Below are 20,572 nucleotides of genomic sequence, written 5' to 3'. Positions count from 1 at the left end.
AGTTTACATTAAGATAAACGGATTTACGTCAACGGACACAAGAAGTCCATTTTTCGCTTCATTTTGATGTTGATCAATGATTGTTTTCAATGTTTTTGTCAGATTCGGTTCCCGCTTGTATTTTATCAGACATTGATAGCGATATCTATTATTAATCCTTGCGATTGGCGAGACTGAGGGGCCAAGAACAACAGCCTGGTTAGAAACCTGTGATCTCAAGAATCGGGCAATTTTCTCTGTCGCGGACATTACTGTCATCAACTGCTCATGACTGACCGTAATAAGAGCAAGAAAATAAAAAGGCGGATAATGGTGCATTTTCCTGACAAACATTTCCCGCTGATAAAAAAGGTCATAGTTCTGTGTTCCTGCCAGCTCGATGCTGTAGTGTTCCGGAGTATAGGTTTGAATAATCACCTCTCCGGGCAGCTGATGACGCCCGGCCCGGCCGCTTACCTGTGTTAATAATTGAAAGGTTTTTTCTGATGACCGGAAGTCAGGCAAATGAAGCATCGTATCAGCGGAAAGCACACCGACAAGAGTAATATTAGGGAAGTCCAGCCCTTTTGCAATCATTTGCGTTCCCAATAAAATATCTGCTTTGCCGTCCTGAAACTCCTTCAGCAATCTTTCATGTGAACCCTTACGGCCTGTTGTGTCCACATCCATCCGAATGACCCTGGCCTCGGGTAAAATTTTTCCAAGCTCGTCCTCAACCTTTTGTGTCCCTGTTCCAAAGTAGCGGATATATTCGCTTGAACACTCAGGGCATATCTTTGGAACCGGGCTTTCAAAACCGCAATAGTGACATTTCATTTGAACTCCGGCCCGATGGTAGGTAAGGGAGATGTCACAGTTAGGACAGCTTACAACATAGCCGCAATCCCTGCACATGACAAACGAAGAATGTCCGCGTTTATTTAAAAATAAAACGGACTGCTGGTTTTTTTCGAGCCTGTCCTTAAGCATTTCAAAAAGTTTCGTGGAAAACATTGAACGGTTCCCGGCGCGAAGCTCTTCACGCATATCAATAATTTCCACAGACGGCAATGCTTGATTATTCATTCGCGTCGGCAAGGACAAGAGATGATATACCTTCTTTTGCGCTCTCGCAAACGATTCTAAAGATGGAGTGGCACTGCCTAACACAACCGGACAAGAATAGGTTTTCGCTCTTTCAATCGCCACATCTTTAGCATGATAGCGCGGCATTTCCTCCTGTTTATAACTTGTCTCATGCTCTTCATCAATAATGATAATGCCGATATTTTCAAACGGGGCAAAGATAGCGGATCTTGCTCCGACCGCTACCTTAACCTGTTTCCGTTGGATTTTCCGCCATTCATCGTACTTTTCACCGGCCGATAAACCGCTGTGGAGCACCGCAACCTGGTCACCGAATCTTCCTTTAAACCGATTGACCATCTGCGGTGTAAGAGCAATTTCCGGAACAAGGACTATCGCTTCCTTGCCTTTTTCAATGACCTCCTGAATGGATTGCAGGTAAATTTCTGTTTTACCGCTGCCAGTAACACCATAAAGCAGAAATACCTCATGTTGATTTCCTTCAATCGAATCAAGAATCGGTTTAATGGCGGTGGTTTGGGCCTCTGTTAAGGGCAGCGGGCTGGTTCGTTCAAAGATGCGGTTTTCATATGGGTCCCGGTATACTTCTTTTTCCGCTTCCCATAGCAGTTTCTTTTCAACAAGGGCTTTGACTGTGGTCGAGGAGACTTTAATTTTTTCGGTTAATTGCCGCAATTCAATTTCGCTGTGGTGTTCTATAAAATACGCCAGCACTTGCTTCTGCTTTTCCGCGTTTCCAGGCAGCCTCTCCAGCTCTAGCTTCATGTCCTGCGCACCTAAAGCAGGGCCTATCACATGAACATGTTTTTTCCTAACCTTTTCCTTGACTTCATATAACACCTCCAGAAGCCCTTCGGCCGAAGCCCGCTGAAGATATGGAACAAGGCCATTTTTTAATGCTATCTCCCAATTGAGCGTACTGCTGTTAGAAAAGTACGACTGGAGCGGCAATTGCAAATCCGCGACGTCCGCTCCAGGAGCAAGTTTTACCTTTTTTTCGTACTTAGCTTTTAAAGCCGCGGGAAGCATGACCTGAAAGGCAAAAATCTTAAAGCATAGGGTATGGTCTGTGAGCCAAGTTCCAAGCTTTAATAATTCATGATTCAAAACCGGCTCAAGGTCCATCGGTTCAATAATTTCCCTTAACTGTTTGAATTCGGACTCACGCTTCACCTCAATAACAAACCCTTGAATATGACGCGGGCCAAACGGAACAACGACTCTCATTCCCGGTTGAATCGTCTCCTCCCATTGGGATGGAATAAGATAATCGAATGCTTTATCTGTTTGTTTCGCCGGCACGTCTACAATGACACTGGCAATTTTCATTTTTTCTCCAAATCCTTTAGAAGGGCGGCAATTTCTTCAATAATTTTTCCGGCGACGTCCGCTTTAGACATCAAAGGCAATTCAACAATTGAGCCGTCACGTTTGTATAGGGTGACGATGTTTGTATCTGTGCCAAATCCTGCTCCCTCGGCCTTCACATTGTTTGCAACAATCATATTAACATTTTTTGTTAACAGTTTTTTCCGAGCATATTCATCGACATTATTTGTTTCCGCCGCAAAACCAATCAGCAACTGATTTTTCTTTCTTTGGCCAAGTTCAAATAAAATATCCTTTGTTCGTTCAAGCTCTAGTGTAGTGCCGCCAGGCTGTTTTTTCACCTTTTCATCATAAGCAAATTTCGGACGGTAATCAGCAACAGCCGCTGTTTTTATCACAATATCCGCCTTATCAAAAACTTCTATACAAGCGTTGTACATATCTTCCGCGCTCTCAACCTTGACTAGGTCAATACCAGTGGGAGCGGGTATTTGCACCGGACCGGAAATCAACACTACACGGGCCCCTTGCTTCCTAGCTTCTTCTGCAATGGAATAACCCATTTTTCCGCTTGAATGATTCGATATAAAACGGACAGGGTCAATTTTTTCCCTTGTCGGTCCAGCCGTAATCACCACTGTTTTCCCTTTAAGCAGTTTAAATTCCTTTTTGGCAAAAAAACCTTGAATTAATTCAACAATCTTCTCTGGTTCTTCTAAGCGTCCTTTGCCAACATAGCCGCAGGCAAGATAGCCTTCGCTTGGTTCGATGAACCGATATCCGTAGTCCGCTAAAGTGTCAAGATTCTTTTTAACCGCTGGGTGGTCATACATATGGACGTTCATGGCTGGTGCAATCCAGACGGGTGCCGTTGTTGCAAGCAACGTAGTCGTGACCATATTATCAGCAATCCCGCCCGCCAGTTTGGCGATCGTATTGGCTGTGGCTGGTGCCACGAGGATCAGATCGGCCCAGTCGGCTAAGTCGATATGGGCAATGACCTGCGGATTTTTTTCATCAAATGTATCTGTATAAACTTCATGGCGTGAAAGTGCTTGGAAGGTTAATGGGGTTACGAATTGGCTGGCTGATTCGGTAATTATAACCTTAACTTGGGCACCGGCTTGAACGAGTTTACTTGTCAAGGCCGCTGCTTTGTAAACAGCAATTCCACCTGTTACACATAATAATATTCTTTTATTGGTTAACATACTTTTCCCCCGCTTTATGTAAACACCTTTTTCTTTATTATGATTGAATTTTACTTATTTTTCACCTTTTACTATTCGAATTCGACAAATTTCTATTAATGGGTCTGTTGATTTCCGCTCCACAAGGAAAGCTTCGGCAGCATAGGCATCGCACGACTGAAAGCGATAGCTTTTAGGAGGAGGCGCTCGCTTTCCGCGGGCGGTACGGGGAGCCTCCTCGGCGCTTAAGCGCCTGTGGGGTCTCCCCTGCCCCGTACTCCCGCAGGAGTCGAGCGCCTTTCGCTCCAATCAACAGAGAGAAAAATACTTATCATAACTTTAACAAAAATAAAAAGGCTGACTGTTATGTCAAGCCTTCATTAAATGGTTTTCTACATTTATTCAGCAGGAGTATCTGCTTTTTTGGCAATGCGGTAGGTTAGCTCGCCACTGTAAATTTCTTCAAGTGCTTTTCCAACATATTTGTAGGAAACATATTTTGGCAGTCTCTCGTCTTTTGCCTGCGACATGGCGCGGGCACGCTTAGCTGCCACGGATACCAAGGAATATTTTGAATCAATTTTTTCCAGCAATGAATCGATAGAAGGGTATAACATTCTAATCAACCTCCAGCAATTTTTTATATCGTTTTTCTACTCGTTCCCTGCGGCAATGCTCTGCAACTACAATCGCTTTAATGCGTTCGCAGGCGAGTTCCACTTGGTCATTCTCAACAACATAATCATATAATTCCATCATTTCAATTTCTTCACGGGCTGTCAGCATCCGATTATGAATAATATCTTCTGTTTCCGTTCCTCTTGTCACAATTCGGTTTTTTAATTCCGATAGACTTGGCGGCATCAGAAAAATAAATAAACCTTCAGGGAATTTTTCACGAACTTGGCGGGCACCCTTGACCTCTATCTCGAGGAAAACATCCTTGCCTTCATCTAGGGTTTGCCGGACGTAATCCACTGGAGTGCCATAATAGTTATCAACAAATTCAGCATACTCAAGCAGCTTGCCGTGCCTGATCATTTCCTCAAACTCTTCGCGGGTTCGGAAAAAATAATCCACTCCATCCACTTCTCCAGCACGAGGCTTTCGGGTTGTAACTGAAATAGAATATTCAAAAGCCGTATCAGGCTGTGAAAAAATCTCTTTTCTTACAGTTCCTTTACCAACCCCTGATGGACCGGAAAGTACAATTAACAATCCTTTTTCTGGCATATTACTAAAATCCTACCCTTCTTCAATAGTATCCTCACGGTCCGTTAAGCGGTGCGCTACTGTCTCAGGCTGAACGGCGGAAAGAATAACATGGTCACTATCCATTACAATAACAGCACGAGTCCGTCTTCCGTATGTAGCATCGATTAATGACCCGCGGTCCCGGGCATCTTGGATAATTCTTTTTATAGGAGCTGATTCGGGACTTACGATAGAAATAATTCGATTTGCCGATACAATATTACCAAAACCAATATTAATTAATTTAATTGCCATGAAAATCATCCAATCATTAATAATATATTTTGACCGTGTCAATGCATTTCTAAACAAATCCTATTCGATATTTTGAACCTGCTCCTTCAGTTTCTCAAGCAAGCTTTTCATCTCAACTGCCTTCTTGGCAATTTTTGCATCATTTGCTTTTGACCCTATGGTATTGACCTCTCGATTCATCTCCTGAACGATAAAATCAAGTTTTCTTCCAATCGGTTCAGCTTCATTTAATGTTTGCACAAACTGCTCCAGATGGCTTGTCAATCTGGTAATCTCTTCATTTATATCGGCTTTTTCTGCAAAAACAGCCACTTCTGTCAAAAGCCTTGTCTCGTCCACCTGACCGCCGGTAAACTCCTGCATTCTCTTTAAGACACGCTCCTTGTATAGCTGAACCACTTCAGGCGCATAATTTTGCAGCTCCTTTACATGGGTTTCCAACTGGGCAATAATGGCAAGCAAGTCTTTCTTTAAAACCGCGCCTTCTGCGAGCCTCATTTGTTTCAACAGGATGACCGCTTCCTCAGTAGCGGATAGCACTAAATTTTCAAGCTCTTCATTACCGGCTTCATTTTCTTCAATATGTAATAGGTCTGCACGAAGGAGCAAATCCTGAAGGGTTACTTTTCCTTCAAATCCATATCTGCTCTTTGCCTGTTCGATAAACTGATAATATTCATCAATCAATTTCCAATCAACTTGAAGTTTTCGAGTAATTAGACCTGCACCTTCAATGTTGATATATACCTCCGACCGGCCACGGCGGATATACTGATTCAGCTTCTTCTTAATTTTATCTTCTATTTTTAATAGCTGTCTTGGCATTCGAATATTTATTTCAGTAAAGCGATGATTAACCGATTTCACTTCGGCATTCACGATAAAGAAATCCGATTCTGCCCGGCCTCTTCCAAAGCCTGTCATACTTACAACCATCTAGGCGCACATCCATTCTTTGAATTTATGCTATAAGCCAAAAAATCCAAAAGGTAATAGAATGGATTCTATTACCTTTTGGATTATAACACACTTTATTTCGTTTTTCTTAATAAAAATGAGCCTGCTAGTAAAAAAGTTGGGATGGAGGATAATCCGATAATCAACAGCCAATCCTTTGCAGCGATTGGAAGGGTGTGGAAGATCGGCTGCAGCGGCGGATAGTAGATAACTACCAACACCATTAGCAATGATGATATAACTGCCCATACAAGGTATTGGTTACCAAAAGGGTTTCTTGACAGGACAGATTTCTCACTGCGGCAATCGAAGACATGGATCAGCTGAGCCATAACAAGGGTGGCAAAAGCAACAGTCTGAGCATATTGCAGCTGTGATGGGTCATTATGATAGACAATCATGAAGGCAAAAAGCGTCACCAGTCCGATTAAAAATCCGCGGGAGACTACCTTCCAGCCAAGTCCACGTGAGAATACTCCTTCATTAGGACTTCTAGGCCCACGTTTCATAACGTTTTCCTCCGGGCGATCAAGTCCAAGTGCCATCGCCGGCAGTCCATCTGTCACCAGGTTCACCCAAAGAATCTGGATTGGCACGAGCGGCAAAGGAAGACCAAGAAGCATGGCAAACAACATCACCAAAATTTCACCGACGTTTGAAGCTAACAAGTAACGAACGAACTTGCGGATATTTTCATAAATATTTCTGCCCTCTTTGATGGCTGCTTTAATGGTTGCAAAATTATCGTCTAGTAAAACGAGTGCCGATGCCTCTTTAGCTACATCCGTTCCGGTGATACCCATGGCTACCCCAATGTCTGCGGCTTTGATGGCAGGAGCATCATTGACGCCATCCCCTGTCATCGCTACAATATGACCTCTGTTCTGAAGGGCTTTAACAATTTTCAGTTTATGTTCTGGTGATACCCTGGCAAAAACCGAAACATCTTCCACCACATTTTCTAAATCCTCAACCGACATTTCAGATAATTGCTTACCGTCAAGCACCTTGCTTTTACTCGTTAAGATCCCAAGCTGAGCTGCAATTGCTTTAGCGGTGATGGCGTGGTCGCCGGTAATCATGACAGTTTTTATGCCTGCCTCTTTACACTCTTTAACGGCTAATTTCACTTCAGGTCTTGGCGGGTCAATCATCCCTTGGACACCAATAAAGGTCAATTTGCTTTCAGCTTCTTTTTCGCTGAAAATGTACGTGTTCGCGGGAATTGGCTTAAAGGCAATCGCAATCGTCCTTAATGCCTGTGATGCCAGATTGTCAATCGCGGATTGAACCTTTTGGTTTGTTTCCTTGTTTAAATATTGGGTTCGCCCGTCCCAAAGAATCGATTCACTGATTCCCAAAATAACATCCGGGGCCCCTTTTGTGATGATAAAATGTCTGCCCTGTTTGTCTTTTACATGGATGCTCATCATTTTTCTTGAGGAATCGAAAGGAAATTCATTCATAATGGTAAATTCCTCAAGTAGCTTCGGACGATTAAAACCTGCCTTCATGGCACTTACCAAAAGTGCGCCTTCCGTTGGATCACCGTCAAGAATATAGTCCTCACCTTTAAGGTTTATCTCAGAATGGTTGCATAGCATCCCAAAAATCAGCATTTGTTGCAAGGCTTTTTCATCCTTAGGATGAACCTTCTTTTCATTCCGGTAAAAATCACCCTTTGGCTGATAGCCGCCACCGTCAACTGTCCATGTTTGGCCGCCGCTCCAAAGATGGGTTACCGTCATTTTGTTTTGCGTCATGGTTCCCGTTTTATCGGAACAAATGACCGATGCACAGCCGAGGGTTTCAACTGCTGGCAGTTTGCGGACAATCGCCTTTTGCTTGATCATTTTTTGGACACCCAGGGATAAAGCTACCGTCACGATCGCCGGCAGACCTTCAGGTATTGCCGCTACTGCTAAGGAAACGCCTGCCAAAAACATTGTATAAATATCATGTCCCTGAATCACACCAACCGCTACTACAAGAAAGGTCAGAAGAAGTGCCACTGTAATTAGAATTTTGCCTAACTGTTCGAGCCTCCGCTGCAGCGGTGTTTCTTGGGATTCTGCCGTTTGCATAAGTCCGGCAATCTGACCCATTGCTGTTTTCATACCGATAGCAATGACCACACCCACACCGTTGCCTCTCGTCACCATCGTTCCCATAAAGGCTGTATTTTCCATATCGCCAATGCCTGGATTTTCATTCGTCAGCTTTTCCGTAATTTTCGAAACGGGTACCGATTCACCGGTCAGCGCTGATTCTTCAATTTCCAAACTTTTCGATTCAATCAGACGAACATCCGCACCAATCCGGTCGCCGCTCGTAAATTTCAAAATATCGCCAACGACGATTTCCTTTGAGGGAATCTTCATCCATTTTCCATCTCTTAACACTGAAACCTGCGGAGCAGATAACTCCTTTAATGCCTGAAGTGACTTTTCCGCTCTCCGTTCTTGGAAGAAGCCAAGAAATCCATTGATAATGACAATGGCAATGATTGCAATTGCATCGATATATTCACCAAGCAGCCCCGATATTAACGTTGCTGCAAGGAGTACCAACACCATGAAATCTTTAAATTGGCTAAAAAATAAGAGTAAAGCCGATTGCTTCTCCCCTTCTTCTAGCTCATTTAAACCAAATTGCTTTACCCTTTTTTTCACTTCCTCTGCTGATAATCCAGATGAAAAGTCGGTTTCTAGAGCCCTTTCAACTTGTTTTATCTCCATCTCATGGAATTTCATCCGACCATCTCACTTCCCCCTTAGCTCTAATTCTAATGACAAGCCTGTGAATCTCTGCATAAAAATAGTTGAAGCCAATGCAAAGTACCCACAAGCAAGAACTCTATAGACAGCTTATTCAGGGTCGTCCAAAAAAATGCTATGATAAAAGACAGATTCTCAATTGAAAGGTTATACTTATATAGAAAACTATTGTTAATAGAAAAGGATGTTCACCATGTCATTTGATGGTTTATTTACAAAAGCGATTAGTCATGAACTTTCCCGTGCCCTAAAAGGCGGCCGGATTAATAAAGTTCATCAGCCTTATAAAAATGAAATTATTTTAACGATTCGCGCTGGAGGGGTTAATCACAGACTGCTTTTATCTGCCCATCCGAGCTATGCAAGGGCACAGCTTACCACCGAAACCCACGAAAACCCGAGTGAGCCGCCAATGTTTTGTATGCTGCTAAGAAAGCATATTGAGGGTCATATTTTGGAGGATTTATATCAAGTTGAAACCGACCGAATGATTATTTTTGAAATCAAAGGCCGGAATGAAATTGGCGATATCAGTTATAAGCAATTAATTATCGAAATTATGGGCAGGCACAGTAATATCATCTTAGTTGATAAAACCCGGAATATTATTTTGGACAGTATCAAACATGTTTCGTTTGCTGTTAACAGTCACAGGGCCATCCTGCCTGGGCAGCCGTTTGTGTTCCCGCCCGAGCAAAACAAGCAAAATCCATTTCTGGCAAATGAAGATGATGTTGTAAGGAGCATTGATTTTAATGCTGGACGGCTTGACCGCCAACTCGTCGAGCAGTTCGCTGGCATCTCGCCGCTGTTTGCGAAAGAGGTCATTTTTCAAAGCGGACTTGCCAATCGGACGACCGTTCCCAAAACATTTTTAAGCCTAATTAAAAAAATCGAATCAGGGACGATTGCACCGTCAATCATCGCTGCTCCCGAAAAGGAAGCCTTTTATTTGTTTCCGCTTGAGCACCTGAAAGGTGAAGTAAAGAGTTTTTCCAGCCTCAGCGAAATGTTGGAGCGTTATTATTTTGGCAAGGCGGAACGGGACAGGGTCAAACAGCAAGGGAATGATATTGAGAAGCTTATTACGAATGAAAAAGAAAAAAATGAAAAGAAAATAGATAAACTGGAAGCGACCCTAAAGGAAGCGGAAAAAGCCGATGAATATCAGCGTTACGGGGAATTATTAACAGCCAATCTTTATGCAGCCAAAAAGGGTATGAGAGAAATCGAGGTTCTTGATTATTATGATGAAAACGGCGGAACAATTGTTATTCCACTTGACCCTCGGAAATCTCCTTCTGATAACGCGCAAAAATATTTTTCCAAGTATCAGAAAGCGAAAAACGCGGTTTCGATAGTCATCGAACAGATTGACAAGGCGCGCGTTGAAGCTGCTTATTTTGACAGCCTTCTGCAGCAGGTCCAGTCTGCTTCCCCAAGAGATTTGCAGGAGATACGCGATGAGCTTGTGGAGGGCGGATATATTCGCGACCGTAAAAAGCGGAACGGCAAAAAAGTGCAAAACGCCAAGCCGGTTCTTGATTTCTATCAGTCCTCAGTTGGAACTGAAATTATCGTTGGAAAAAATAATAAACAAAATGACTATCTAACTAATAAGCTTGCGGCAAGGGATGAAATTTGGCTGCATACGAAGGACATTCCCGGTTCGCATGTCGTTATTCGCAGTAAGGAGCCATCGGAGCAAACAATTCACGAGGCGGCAATGCTGGCAGCCTATTTTAGCAAGGCGAAAAATTCCAGTTCAGTTCCGGTTGATTTTACAAAAGTGCGACACGTCAAAAAGCCTAGCGGTGCTAAGCCAGGATTTGTCATTTATGATCACCAGCAGACGGTTTACGTGACGCCGGATGAGGAAATGGTACTGAAATTAAAGAAATGAGCTAATAATATGTAAAGCCCCGGGGCGGCCCGGGGCTTTTTTATGATTAGATCAACGAAACAGCTTGTTGATAATAGTTATCGACACGTTTCTGTGATATATCGACACAAATTTATATTATATCTACAATTTTTAAGATTATATCTACAAATTTCATTAATATATCGACAATTCTTCAAATTTATCTACAATTTCTATAAATATATTACTCGAACCGCTTGCTCCACTCACCAGGGTCCTTGCTCCAGGAAAGCAGGCTTGCCTGATCATCCTGGCTGATATTGCCTTTTTCAATGGCCGTCTCAACAAGTGAAGGAAAATCAGTCAAGGAGTAACTTGTAATTCCTTCCGCAGCAAATGCTTCTTTACCTTTTTCAAGACCGTATGTAAAAATGGATACGACCCCAAGTACTTCACAGCCAGCTTCTCTAAGAGCCTCTACAGCTGTGATGACACTTCCGCCGGTGGAGATTAAATCTTCAACCACAACCACTTTTTGTCCCTGCTCGACTTTTCCTTCAATCTGATTACCTTTGCCATGGCCCTTTGCTTTAGAGCGGACATAGCACATCGGCAAATCCATCAGCTCGCTGACCCAGGCAGCGTGAGGAATACCGGCAGTTGCTGTTCCTGCCACCACTTCAGTAGCGGGAAAATTCTCAGCAATTAGTTTTTGCAGCCCACTAGCAATAGCCCTGCGGACGGCCGGATAGGATAAGGTGAGCCGATTGTCACAATAAATGGGGGAACGAAGTCCCGAAGTCCAAGTAAATGGATTTTGCGGGCTTAATCCCACCGCGTTAATGTCTAGTAATTTTTCAGCAATAGTGTGTTTCATTGATGTACTCCCTTCCATACTTCCATCCAGTGTTCATAGCTTTTCAGAGGATCAGCCGACCTTGTGATCGAACGCCCGACAACAATCGCACTGACACCTGCTTTTCTCGCAAATTCAGGTGTTGCTACCCGTTTTTGATCCCCAACAGAATCCGAAGAAAGCCGGATTCCCGGACATACAGACAAAAAGTCAGCGCCAATCTTTTCACGGATGGACGCTGCTTCCCATGCTGAACAAACGACTCCGTCGAGCCCTGCTTCCTTTGTCAGAGAAGCATAGCGCAGGACCGATTCCTCAAGCGAAACCCCAATCAGCTGCTCTCTTTTCATTTGCTCCTCTGATGTACTTGTCAGCTGGGTAACGGCAATGCAGTACGGCCTTTTCTTTCCGGAAGCAGTACCAGCCTCCAGTCCCTCTAACGCCGCTGCCATCATTTCTTTTCCGCCCGCAGCATGTACATTGACAAGGTCACAGTTCATGCGGGCAAGCCCCTTCATCGCACTGTAAACAGTATTTGGTATATCATGAAGCTTCAAATCCAAGAAAATGCGGTGTCCTGATTCCTTTAAGCGGTGAATGATCGAAGGCCCTTCTTGGTAAAAAAGCTCCATTCCCACTTTAACAAAAAGCTCTTTGCCGGCAAATGGTTGTAAAAATTGATCTACTTCAGCTGCATTAGCATAATCAAGCGCGATGATAAGCGAGTTGTCCATCCTATTTCCAGCTCCTTCCCGTACATTCACTAATATGTTCAAATCCTAGTTGATTTAGCAGCTCCGGCAGCTGTTCAATAATCTCCGGGCAGACAAACGGATTTACAAAGTTTGCTGTACCTACAGCGACGGCACTTGCTCCCGCATAGAAAAATTCAATGACATCCTCCGCAGATTCAATCCCGCCCATTCCGATAATCGGTATATTTACCGATTGGCTTACTTCATACACCATTCGAATCGCAACAGGTTTTACAGCAGGGCCAGAAAGGCCGCCCGTTCGGTTCGCCAAAATTGGCTTGCCTGTTTTTAAATTCAGCCGCATTCCTACAAGCGTGTTAATCATTGTAATGCCATCAGCACCGCCATCCTCTACTGCCTTTGCCATCTCGACAATATTGGTGACGTTTGGAGACAACTTTACATAAACCGGAACCTCGGAAACTTCCTTTACTCTTCGTGTTAATTGCATAGCCACTTCTGGGATAGTTCCAAAGGCAATTCCACCCGTTTTAACGTTAGGGCACGAAATATTTAATTCCAGTGCATGGACGTTTGGCGCTTTTGAGATTTCCCGTGCAACCTTCACATAATCCTCTTCAAGCGACCCAGCCACATTGGCAATAATCGGTACATCATATTGGGACAGCCATGCCAGCTCTTCGGAAACAACCTTTTCTAATCCTGGGTTTTGCAGCCCGATTGCATTTAGCATCCCTGCTGAAGTTTCAGCAACCCTTGGTGTCGGGTTTCCAAACCGGGGCTCTGCCGTTGTTGCTTTGATCATGATTGCACCAAGAATGCTTAAATCGTAAAATTGGCTGTACTCGCGGCCAAATCCGAAGCAGCCTGAGGCCGGTATGATTGGGTTTTTCAAGCTTAATCCTGGTAATTCAACATGTAATCGGCTCATATTATCACCTCTCCGGCACGGAATACAGGTCCGTCACTGCATACTTTTTTATAGGAAGCTCCTGACGGGTCATCCACCTTTTTGCATACGCAGGCAAAGCAAGCCCCAACGCCGCAGCCCATCCGTTCCTCTAAAGATAAAAACATTTTTTTATGAGAGTACTGCTGTTCAAGTGCTCTTAACATCGGGGTCGGACCACAGGAATATACACAATCAAATTGTAAATCCTTTATGACATCTGTTACAAACCCTTTAACTCCGTAAGAACCATCCGCAGTAGCAACATATGTTTCGCCCAGTTCCGAAAATTCCTGTTCGTAGAAGACGGCGGATTCAGCTTGGAAGCCTAGGACATTGATGACTTTAACGCCTTTTGCTGTCAACTGTTTCGCAAGCTCATAGAGGGGAGGAACACCAATTCCTCCACCCACGAGCAATGCAGTCTCACCAATACTAGCTTCATTAATAGGGAAGCCATTGCCAAGAGGGCCAAGGATATCGAGTTCCATCCCCGGCACCATAGAGGCCAATTGCGACGTTCCTTTTCCATCTTTTCTATAGATCATCGTAAACTGCTCTTCCGTTACATCATACGAGGAAATGCTGATTGGTCTTCGCAATAGTGGATCCAATCCATTTCCTACCCGAATATGAACAAATTGTCCAGGCTCGGTGATGTCATGAACCATCTCAGCCTTTACGGTAAGCTCATAAATGTTTTCAGCAATTAACTTTTGACTGATGATTTTGCAAATTTCCTTCCGTATCATGCAAAAACTGCCTCCCTGCTTGGTACACTCATCGCTTCAGCGGAAAAGTTCATGGACTCCACCACTTTTAAGATAGCATCAGCAGTATCTAATGAAGTCAAGCAAGGAACTCCATTTTCAACAGCATCACGGCGGATTCTAAAACCGTCACGCTCAGGCTGCTTGCCTTTTGTCAATGTATTAACGATTAACTGCGCTTCACCGTTTTGGATGATATCCAATAATGTTCGGCCTTCTGCACCAATTTTGCCGACTACTTCAACCGGAAGACCGGCAGATTTTATTATAGCTGCTGTTCCGCTTGTGGCCACCAGTCGATAGCCAATGCTGGCAAACCGTTTCGCAAGCTTAAGTGCTTCTTGTTTATCCTTATCTGCGACTGTAAACAAAACTGTCCCAAACGGCTTAATATTCATTCCTGATGCAACTAATCCCTTGTAAAGAGCCTTCTCAAGTGTGATATCCTTGCCCATTACCTCGCCAGTTGATTTCATTTCTGGTCCAAGCGTGATATCAACATCTTTTAATTTGGCAAAAGAGAATACCGGAACTTTCACATATACACCTGATTGTTCAAGCACCAGTCCGGATTGATAGCCCTGCTCAACGATTGAAACTCCAAGAATAGCCTTTGTTGCAATCTTGGCCATCGGAACATGGGTGATTTTACTTAAGAATGGCACCGTCCTGCTCGAACGTGGATTAACTTCCAGCACGTAAACCTGACCGCCCGATAACACATATTGAATGTTTAGGAGACCCACAATGTTCAAGCCCCTTGCTAATCTTTCTGTATATTCAACAAGTGTCTTCTTAACATCCTCAGATAATGTTTGCGGCGGATATACGGCGATTGAGTCACCGGAGTGCACCCCTGCCCGCTCAATATGCTCCATAATACCTGGAATCAAAACATTTTGTCCGTCGCAAATGGCATCTACTTCAATTTCTTTACCGGTTAGATAACGGTCAATTAAGACTGGATGATCAGGATTGATTTTGACGGCATTCTCCATATAATGGAGCAGTTCTTCCTTACGATACACAATTTCCATCGCCCGGCCGCCAAGCACATAGGATGGACGGACAAGGACCGGATAGCCGATTTCCTCAGCAATTATGACTGCTTCTGCGACTGAAAGGGCGGTCTTTCCAAGCGGCTGCGGAATGTTCAACAATTCAAGCGCCTGCTCAAATTTATCCCTGTTCTCTGCACGGTCTAAGTCCTCTAAGCTTGTTCCTAAAATGTTAACACCATTTTCCTCAAGCTTCGCAGCAAGGTTAATCGCTGTCTGCCCGCCAAATTGAACGACTACTCCAATCGGTTGTTCCAAATCAATGATGCTCATTACATCTTCAATTGTCAGCGGTTCAAAGTACAGCTTGTCGGAGATACTGAAATCCGTCGAGACTGTTTCCGGGTTGTTGTTAATGATAATTGCCTCATATCCAGCTTCCTTAATGGCTTTTACAGAATGGACAGTCGCATAATCAAACTCAATCCCCTGGCCAATCCGAATTGGGCCTGATCCGAGAACGATGACACTTTTTCTATCTGACACAAGAGATTCGTTTTCCTCTTCGTATGTTCCATAGAAATATGGAGTTTCTGACTCAAACTCCGCAGCGCATGTATCTACCATTTTATAAACCGGGATGAGACATGAGTCTTTCCGAAGCTTGTAAATCTCGCCTTCTGTTTTATCCCAAATCTCAGCAATTTTCTTATCGGTAAAGCCTTTTTGCTTTGCTTCTTTAAGAAGTTCAATATCAAGCTGATTGTCAGCCAATTTTGCCTCAAGCTTGATAATGCCCTCCATTTTCTTCAAGAAAAATAAGTCAATCTTGCTCCACTCATGAATCGTATCAATCGTAATGCCGCGTTTTAACGCTTCAGCAATGTAAAAGAGACGCTCATCACCAGCTTTTCTGATTCGTTTTTCTATTAGGTCGTTATCAATTTCGGCGGCACCGTTAAGTTGGAAATGATAAACACCCGCTTCGAGGGAACGAATTGCTTTTAACAATGATTCTTCAAAAGTTCGGCCAATTGCCATGACCTCACCAGTTGCCTTCATTTGTGTTCCAAGCGAACGGTTTCCGGACTCAAACTTGTCAAACGGCCATCTAGGGATTTTCGTTACCACATAATCAAGGGCTGGCTCGAAGCTCGCATATGTTTTTCCGGTAACAGGGTTCAGCATTTCATCAAGTGTCAATCCAACTGCGATCTTTGCTGCAAGCTTGGCAATTGGATATCCTGTTGCCTTTGATGCTAAGGCCGAAGAACGGCTTACCCTTGGGTTTACTTCAATGACATAGTAGTTAAAGCTGCATGGGTCTAGGGCAAGCTGAACATTACAGCCTCCTTCAATACCCAGCGCACGGATAATTTTTAAAGACACATTTCTTAATAATTGGTATTCTCTATCACTTAATGTCTGACTTGGCGCAACAACAATGGAATCACCCGTATGAACACCGACCGGATCGATGTTTTCCATGTTGCAGACCACGATGGCATTGTCATTTGCATCGCGCATCACTTCATATTCAATTTCTTTGTAACCAGCGATGCTTTTTTCCAATAAACATTGGTGAACAGGGCTGTTCTTAAGTCCGCTTGTTACGATTTCCTCAAGCTCGGCGTCATTATGGCAGATGCCGCCGCCAGTTCCACCCAGTGTAAAGGCCGGACGGACAATGACCGGAAAACCTACCCTTTCCACAAAAACTTTGGCTTCATTAAGCCCATGGATAATTTCGCTGTCAGGTACCGGTTGATTCAATTCATTCATAAGTGCACGGAACAATTCACGGTCTTCTGCTTGATTAATGGCAGTAAGCTTCGTTCCCAGAATCTCAACGCTGCACTCTTCAAGAACGCCTGATTTTGCCAGTTCAACAGTCAAATTTAGCCCAGTCTGACCGCCTAAAGTTCCTAAAACGGCGTCAGGACGCTCCTTACGGATAATTCTTGAGACAAAATCCAGTGTCAGAGGCTCAATATAAACGGCATCGGCAATCTCTGCGTCTGTCATAATGGTAGCAGGATTGGAGTTGACGAGGATCACCCGGTATCCTTCCTCCTTAAGGGCCAGACAAGCTTGAGTACCTGCGTAATCAAATTCTGCCGCTTGACCGATGACGATTGGCCCCGAGCCAATCACTAGAATGGAGTTGATATCTGTGCGTTTAGGCATTTGCTGCTACCTCCTGTTTTTCAGCTTCAATCATCGCAAGAAATTGTTCAAATAGTCCGTTTGCATCCTCAGGACCTGGTGAGGCCTCTGGGTGATACTGCACGGTAAAGGCCGGGACATCCAGATGCTTAAGGCCCTCGACGGTTCCATCATTTAAAGCGATATGTGTTACTTCTAATCTAGTATTTTTAACTGATTTTTCATCGACTGTATAACCATGATTCTGAGAAGTAATCGAAACTTTACCAGTTGCCAAGTCCTTAACTGGATGATTCGCACCGCGATGTCCGAACTTCATTTTAATGGTATCAGCGCCGCATGCCAGGGCAAACAATTGATGGCCAAGGCAAATTCCGAAAAGAGGCACTTTTCCCAAGATGTCCTTTATCATTTGGATTCCTTCCGGAACATCCTTTGGATCCCCAGGTCCGTTGGAAAGCATGACTCCATCAGGACGCAATCTTAAGATCTCATCGGCTGTTGTATGGTATGGAACGACAACTACATCACAGCCGCGTTCATTTAATTCCCGCAAAATTCCGTGCTTCATCCCGAAATCGACAAGCACGATTCTTTTTCCGCGTCCCGGACTTGGATAAGGATTCTTTGTGGAAACCCTTCTTACTTGGTCAATTGGAAGACGAGTCTGTCTTAACTGTCTTAACACTTCCGTTGCATCGTTTTCAATACTGCAAATCGCTCCCTTTAACGTGCCGTGCTGGCGGATAATCCTTGCCAGTTTACGGGTGTCGATCCCGGCAATTCCAGGGATTTTTTTCATTTTAAAATATTCATCAACAGTAAACTCACTTCTCCAGTTAGACGGAAAGTCGCTGACTTCTTTAACAATAAAACCTTTTACGGCAGGAGTAATGGATTCAAAATCATCGCGGTTAATCCCATAGTTCCCGATTAACGGGTATGTGAGCATAACGATTTGTCCGCAATAGGATGGGTCGGATAGAATCTCCTGATAGCCTGTCATTCCTGTATTAAAAACAACTTCACCAATTGTATCTACATGGCTTCCAAAGCCATCACCGATAAAAACAGTTCCATCTTCTAATATAAGCTGCGCCTTCATGCTGTAACACGTCCTTTTTCCCAAACTATTTGGCCAGATGCGATTGTCAATACCGGCCACCCTTTGCACTTCCATCCGGCAAATGGGGTGTTTTTCCCTTTTGATAAAAACTCATCAGGATTGATTTCTTTTTCTTCGTTCAAGTCTAATAACACGATATCCGCTGCCGCACCCTCTTCAATTCTTCCGAAAGGAAGTTCAAAGCAATCAGCAGGCTTTGTCGTCATATAAGCAATTAACTGTTCAAGTGTGATGATGTTTTTCAAGACAAAATGGGTATAAAGAAGTGGAAAGGCAGTTTCCAGACCGACAATTCCAAATGGCGCCAGCTGCATTCCCTCAGCTTTTTCTTCGGCAGTATGCGGTGCATGGTCAGTGGCGATAAAATCAATCGTACCATCCAGCAGCCCTTCGATTAACGCCTTTTTATCGTCTTCCCCCCGTAGCGGAGGATTCATCTTAAAGTTAGCATCCAGTCCTGGAATATCATTTTCTGATAATAATAGATGATGCGGAGTTACTTCCGCGGTAACTTTAATGCCGGCCCGCTTGGCGTCACGGACGGTCCTCACCGATTCCTTTGTGCTGATATGGCAGACGTGATAATGGCAGCCGGAAGCTTCAGCAAGCAGGACATCTCTGGAAATTTGAACGGATTCGCAAATAGAAGGGATCCCGTTTAACCCGTGCTGCTTGGAGAATGTACCTTCATGTACACAACCTTTATGAATCAACGTATTTTCCTCACAATGGGCTACGATTGCCATATTTACTTCTTTTGCTTTTTGCATTGCCTGAAGCATCATATCTGCTGATTGGACACCTACACCGTCATCAGTAAAGGCAAATGCTCCAGCCTCTTTCAGCGCCGCAAAATCAGTTAATTCCTGACCAAGCTGTCTTGTTGTAATGGAGGCATATGGCAAAACACGTACGCTTGCTGTTTCCTTAATCCTGTCCATCACCCAATCCAACTGCTCCTTGGTGTCAGGCACCGGTCTCGTATTTGGCATGGCCGCTACTGTCGTAAAACCACCCCGGGCTGCTGCCATCGTACCAGTTGCGATGGTTTCCTTTTTCTCGCCGCCAGGTTCCCTTAGGTGGACGTGAAGATCAACAAACCCTGGTGATACAAGCATTCCTTGTGCATCTACAGTTCTTTCAGCCGATTCTGTTAAACTAGGTGCCAGTTTGATAATAATCCCATTTTCTATTAAAATATCAGATTGTTTCATTTCACCATTAGATGCTATATATTTTGCGTTCTGAATAAGCAGCTTCATATTGATTTCCTCCTCCTAAGCTTTCAAGTGACCGCTTCAGGGCAGCCATTCTTACATAAACACCATTTTGCATTTGTTTAAAAATTCTTGACCGTTCACATTCAACTAAGCTGTCTGCAATTTCAACGTTTCGGTTTACCGGGGCCGGATGCATGATAATGCTGTGCGGCTGCATTTGCTTTTCCCTCTCTATGGTTAGGCCATATTTTTTATGGTACTCAGAGGCAGTAAAGCTTCCCTTTTTCTGATGGCGTTCATGCTGCACACGCAGAAACATGACAACATCGGATTCGCTGATAGCCACATCAATTGGCTTAAAACGGGAAGTACTTAAACTATGATAGTCAAACCATTCTTCCGGCCCTGAAAAAATGACCTCCGCCCCCAGCCTGGTCAATGCATCCGCGTTGGAACGCGCTACGCGGCTATGACTGATGTCCCCAATTATTGCAATTTTCAAGCCTGAAAAACTGCCAAACTCCTGCTTTATCGTTAACAAATCAAGAAGGGATTGTGTCGGGTGGTGTCCGCAGCCATCGCCTCCATTTAAAATTGGAATATTGATATTTTCAACCAATTCATCAAAATAGCGATCCTGGCTGTGGCGGATGACAACAGTATCAACACCGATTGATTCCAGCGTTTTTACAGTATCATATAATGTCTCACCTTTTTGAACGCTAGAGGTTTGGACTTCAAAAGGAATGACGCTTAATCCTAATCTTCTTTGAGCCATTTCAAAGCTGCTTTTCGTTCGGGTACTAGCTTCAAAAAAGAGGTTTGCTGTATACATTTGTCTTTCCGGTTTCCAAAACAGTCCTTGTGAAAACCTTTCAGCATCCTCAAGGATTTGATAAATCTCCTCAACTTTTAACTCGTTTGTTGTTAATAGGTGCTGTAACATCCTTTTTCCCCACCTTCTCTGATTGCTAAAAAAAACACCCTGACTAAGTGGTCAGGGTGCCAAAAGTTTAACTTAAGATATGGACACAACTGCAGCCCATATCCAAGTTAAGT

Annotated in this window: 16 protein-coding genes; 1 reads left to right on the top strand and 15 read right to left on the bottom strand. The window is 43.8% G+C overall.

Features of this window, described 5'->3' with window-relative positions:
- Positions 1-3 precede the first annotated feature (3 nt).
- The 7 genes from priA to QNN06_RS10605 all read right to left on the bottom strand — a co-directional run bounded on the left by priA (position 4) and on the right by QNN06_RS10605 (position 8,824).
- The gene (gene priA, locus QNN06_RS10635) at positions 4-2,415 is read right to left on the bottom strand and encodes a primosomal protein N' (RefSeq protein WP_213116377.1); all 2,412 of its coding nucleotides are present in this window, start codon (positions 2,413-2,415) and stop codon (positions 4-6) included.
- Positions 2,412-3,626 carry a bifunctional phosphopantothenoylcysteine decarboxylase/phosphopantothenate--cysteine ligase CoaBC gene (gene coaBC, locus QNN06_RS10630; protein WP_284037536.1) on the bottom strand — a complete coding sequence of 405 codons (1,215 nt, stop codon included), beginning with the start codon at positions 3,624-3,626 and terminating at the stop codon, positions 2,412-2,414. Before coaBC ends, priA begins: the two co-directional genes overlap by 4 nt.
- Positions 3,627-4,003: 377 nt before the next feature.
- Positions 4,004-4,222: a DNA-directed RNA polymerase subunit omega gene (rpoZ, locus tag QNN06_RS10625; protein ID WP_213116379.1), complete on the bottom strand. Its 219-nt coding sequence runs from the start codon at positions 4,220-4,222 to the stop codon at positions 4,004-4,006.
- Position 4,223: 1 nt separating this feature from the next.
- Entirely contained in the window at positions 4,224-4,838 is a 615-nt protein-coding gene (gene gmk / locus QNN06_RS10620) for a guanylate kinase (protein WP_213116380.1), read from the bottom strand.
- Between the two features lie 12 nt (positions 4,839-4,850).
- On the bottom strand, positions 4,851-5,114 hold the full coding sequence (gene remA, locus QNN06_RS10615) for an extracellular matrix/biofilm regulator RemA (RefSeq protein WP_213116381.1): 264 nt from the start codon (positions 5,112-5,114) through the stop codon (positions 4,851-4,853).
- Between the two features lie 60 nt (positions 5,115-5,174).
- Positions 5,175-6,050, bottom strand: coding sequence for a YicC/YloC family endoribonuclease (locus QNN06_RS10610; RefSeq protein WP_213116382.1), 876 nt, complete (start codon positions 6,048-6,050; stop codon positions 5,175-5,177).
- A 95-nt stretch (positions 6,051-6,145) separates the two neighbouring features.
- Positions 6,146-8,824, bottom strand: a complete 2,679-nt coding sequence (locus QNN06_RS10605; RefSeq protein ID WP_284037535.1) for a calcium-translocating P-type ATPase, SERCA-type — start codon at positions 8,822-8,824, stop codon at positions 6,146-6,148.
- A 217-nt stretch (positions 8,825-9,041) separates the two neighbouring features.
- On the opposite strand from QNN06_RS10605, the gene QNN06_RS10600 reads away from it, so the two are divergent.
- A complete protein-coding gene (locus tag QNN06_RS10600; protein ID WP_213116384.1) occupies positions 9,042-10,751 on the top strand; it encodes an Rqc2 family fibronectin-binding protein in 1,710 nt (569 codons plus the stop codon).
- A gap of 205 nt (positions 10,752-10,956) precedes the next feature.
- On the opposite strand, the gene pyrE is transcribed toward QNN06_RS10600, so the two are convergent.
- The 8 genes from pyrE to QNN06_RS10560 are packed head-to-tail and all read right to left on the bottom strand — an operon-like array spanning position 10,957 to position 20,459.
- Positions 10,957-11,589: an orotate phosphoribosyltransferase gene (gene pyrE / locus QNN06_RS10595; RefSeq protein WP_217032894.1), complete on the bottom strand. Its 633-nt coding sequence runs from the start codon at positions 11,587-11,589 to the stop codon at positions 10,957-10,959.
- Entirely contained in the window at positions 11,586-12,302 is a 717-nt protein-coding gene (gene pyrF / locus QNN06_RS10590; protein WP_213116386.1) for an orotidine-5'-phosphate decarboxylase, read from the bottom strand. Before pyrF ends, pyrE begins: the two co-directional genes overlap by 4 nt.
- A 1-nt stretch (position 12,303) precedes the next feature.
- Entirely contained in the window at positions 12,304-13,215 is a 912-nt protein-coding gene (locus tag QNN06_RS10585; RefSeq protein ID WP_284037534.1) for a dihydroorotate dehydrogenase, read from the bottom strand.
- Positions 13,212-13,985: a dihydroorotate dehydrogenase electron transfer subunit gene (locus tag QNN06_RS10580; protein ID WP_217032896.1), complete on the bottom strand. Its 774-nt coding sequence runs from the start codon at positions 13,983-13,985 to the stop codon at positions 13,212-13,214. Before QNN06_RS10580 ends, QNN06_RS10585 begins: the two co-directional genes overlap by 4 nt.
- Complete coding sequence (gene carB, locus QNN06_RS10575) at positions 13,982-17,188, bottom strand: carbamoyl-phosphate synthase large subunit (RefSeq protein ID WP_284037533.1); 3,207 nt, start codon at positions 17,186-17,188, stop codon at positions 13,982-13,984. Before carB ends, QNN06_RS10580 begins: the two co-directional genes overlap by 4 nt.
- Positions 17,181-18,272 carry a carbamoyl phosphate synthase small subunit gene (locus tag QNN06_RS10570; protein ID WP_213116390.1) on the bottom strand — a complete coding sequence of 364 codons (1,092 nt, stop codon included), beginning with the start codon at positions 18,270-18,272 and terminating at the stop codon, positions 17,181-17,183. The genes carB and QNN06_RS10570 overlap by 8 nt, the downstream gene beginning before the upstream one ends.
- Positions 18,269-19,555, bottom strand: a complete 1,287-nt coding sequence (locus QNN06_RS10565; RefSeq protein WP_284037532.1) for a dihydroorotase — start codon at positions 19,553-19,555, stop codon at positions 18,269-18,271. Before QNN06_RS10565 ends, QNN06_RS10570 begins: the two co-directional genes overlap by 4 nt.
- Positions 19,515-20,459: an aspartate carbamoyltransferase catalytic subunit gene (locus QNN06_RS10560; RefSeq protein WP_284037531.1), complete on the bottom strand. Its 945-nt coding sequence runs from the start codon at positions 20,457-20,459 to the stop codon at positions 19,515-19,517. The genes QNN06_RS10565 and QNN06_RS10560 overlap by 41 nt, the downstream gene beginning before the upstream one ends.
- Positions 20,460-20,572: the final 113 nt, after the last annotated feature.

The organism is Neobacillus sp. 114 (assembly GCF_030127045.1).
Taxonomy (GTDB): domain Bacteria; phylum Bacillota; class Bacilli; order Bacillales; family Cytobacillaceae; genus Neobacillus; species Neobacillus rhizophilus.
Note: the sequence above shows the minus strand (reverse complement) of the source record. Positions and strands in the feature narration are given on the sequence as shown.

Excerpts from the sequence above, each read along its gene's own strand:
- QNN06_RS10560 (WP_284037531.1), bottom strand. The coding sequence starts at position 20,459 with ATGTTACAGCACCTATTAACAACAAACGAGTTAAAAGTTGAGGAGATT.
- rpoZ (WP_213116379.1), bottom strand. The coding sequence starts at position 4,222 with ATGTTATACCCTTCTATCGATTCATTGCTGGAAAAAATTGATTCAAAA.
- QNN06_RS10570 (WP_213116390.1), bottom strand. The coding sequence starts at position 18,272 with ATGAAGGCGCAGCTTATATTAGAAGATGGAACTGTTTTTATCGGTGAT.
- pyrE (WP_217032894.1), bottom strand. The coding sequence starts at position 11,589 with ATGAAACACACTATTGCTGAAAAATTACTAGACATTAACGCGGTGGGA.
- QNN06_RS10565 (WP_284037532.1), bottom strand. The coding sequence starts at position 19,555 with ATGAAGCTGCTTATTCAGAACGCAAAATATATAGCATCTAATGGTGAA.
- remA (WP_213116381.1), bottom strand. The coding sequence starts at position 5,114 with ATGGCAATTAAATTAATTAATATTGGTTTTGGTAATATTGTATCGGCA.
- coaBC (WP_284037536.1), bottom strand. The coding sequence starts at position 3,626 with ATGTTAACCAATAAAAGAATATTATTATGTGTAACAGGTGGAATTGCT.
- pyrF (WP_213116386.1), bottom strand. The coding sequence starts at position 12,302 with ATGGACAACTCGCTTATCATCGCGCTTGATTATGCTAATGCAGCTGAA.
- QNN06_RS10580 (WP_217032896.1), bottom strand. The coding sequence starts at position 13,985 with ATGATACGGAAGGAAATTTGCAAAATCATCAGTCAAAAGTTAATTGCT.
- QNN06_RS10585 (WP_284037534.1), bottom strand. The coding sequence starts at position 13,215 with ATGAGCCGATTACATGTTGAATTACCAGGATTAAGCTTGAAAAACCCA.
- QNN06_RS10600 (WP_213116384.1), top strand. The coding sequence starts at position 9,042 with ATGTCATTTGATGGTTTATTTACAAAAGCGATTAGTCATGAACTTTCC.
- QNN06_RS10610 (WP_213116382.1), bottom strand. The coding sequence starts at position 6,050 with ATGGTTGTAAGTATGACAGGCTTTGGAAGAGGCCGGGCAGAATCGGAT.
- QNN06_RS10605 (WP_284037535.1), bottom strand. The coding sequence starts at position 8,824 with ATGAAATTCCATGAGATGGAGATAAAACAAGTTGAAAGGGCTCTAGAA.
- carB (WP_284037533.1), bottom strand. The coding sequence starts at position 17,188 with ATGCCTAAACGCACAGATATCAACTCCATTCTAGTGATTGGCTCGGGG.
- priA (WP_213116377.1), bottom strand. The coding sequence starts at position 2,415 with ATGAAAATTGCCAGTGTCATTGTAGACGTGCCGGCGAAACAAACAGAT.
- gmk (WP_213116380.1), bottom strand. The coding sequence starts at position 4,838 with ATGCCAGAAAAAGGATTGTTAATTGTACTTTCCGGTCCATCAGGGGTT.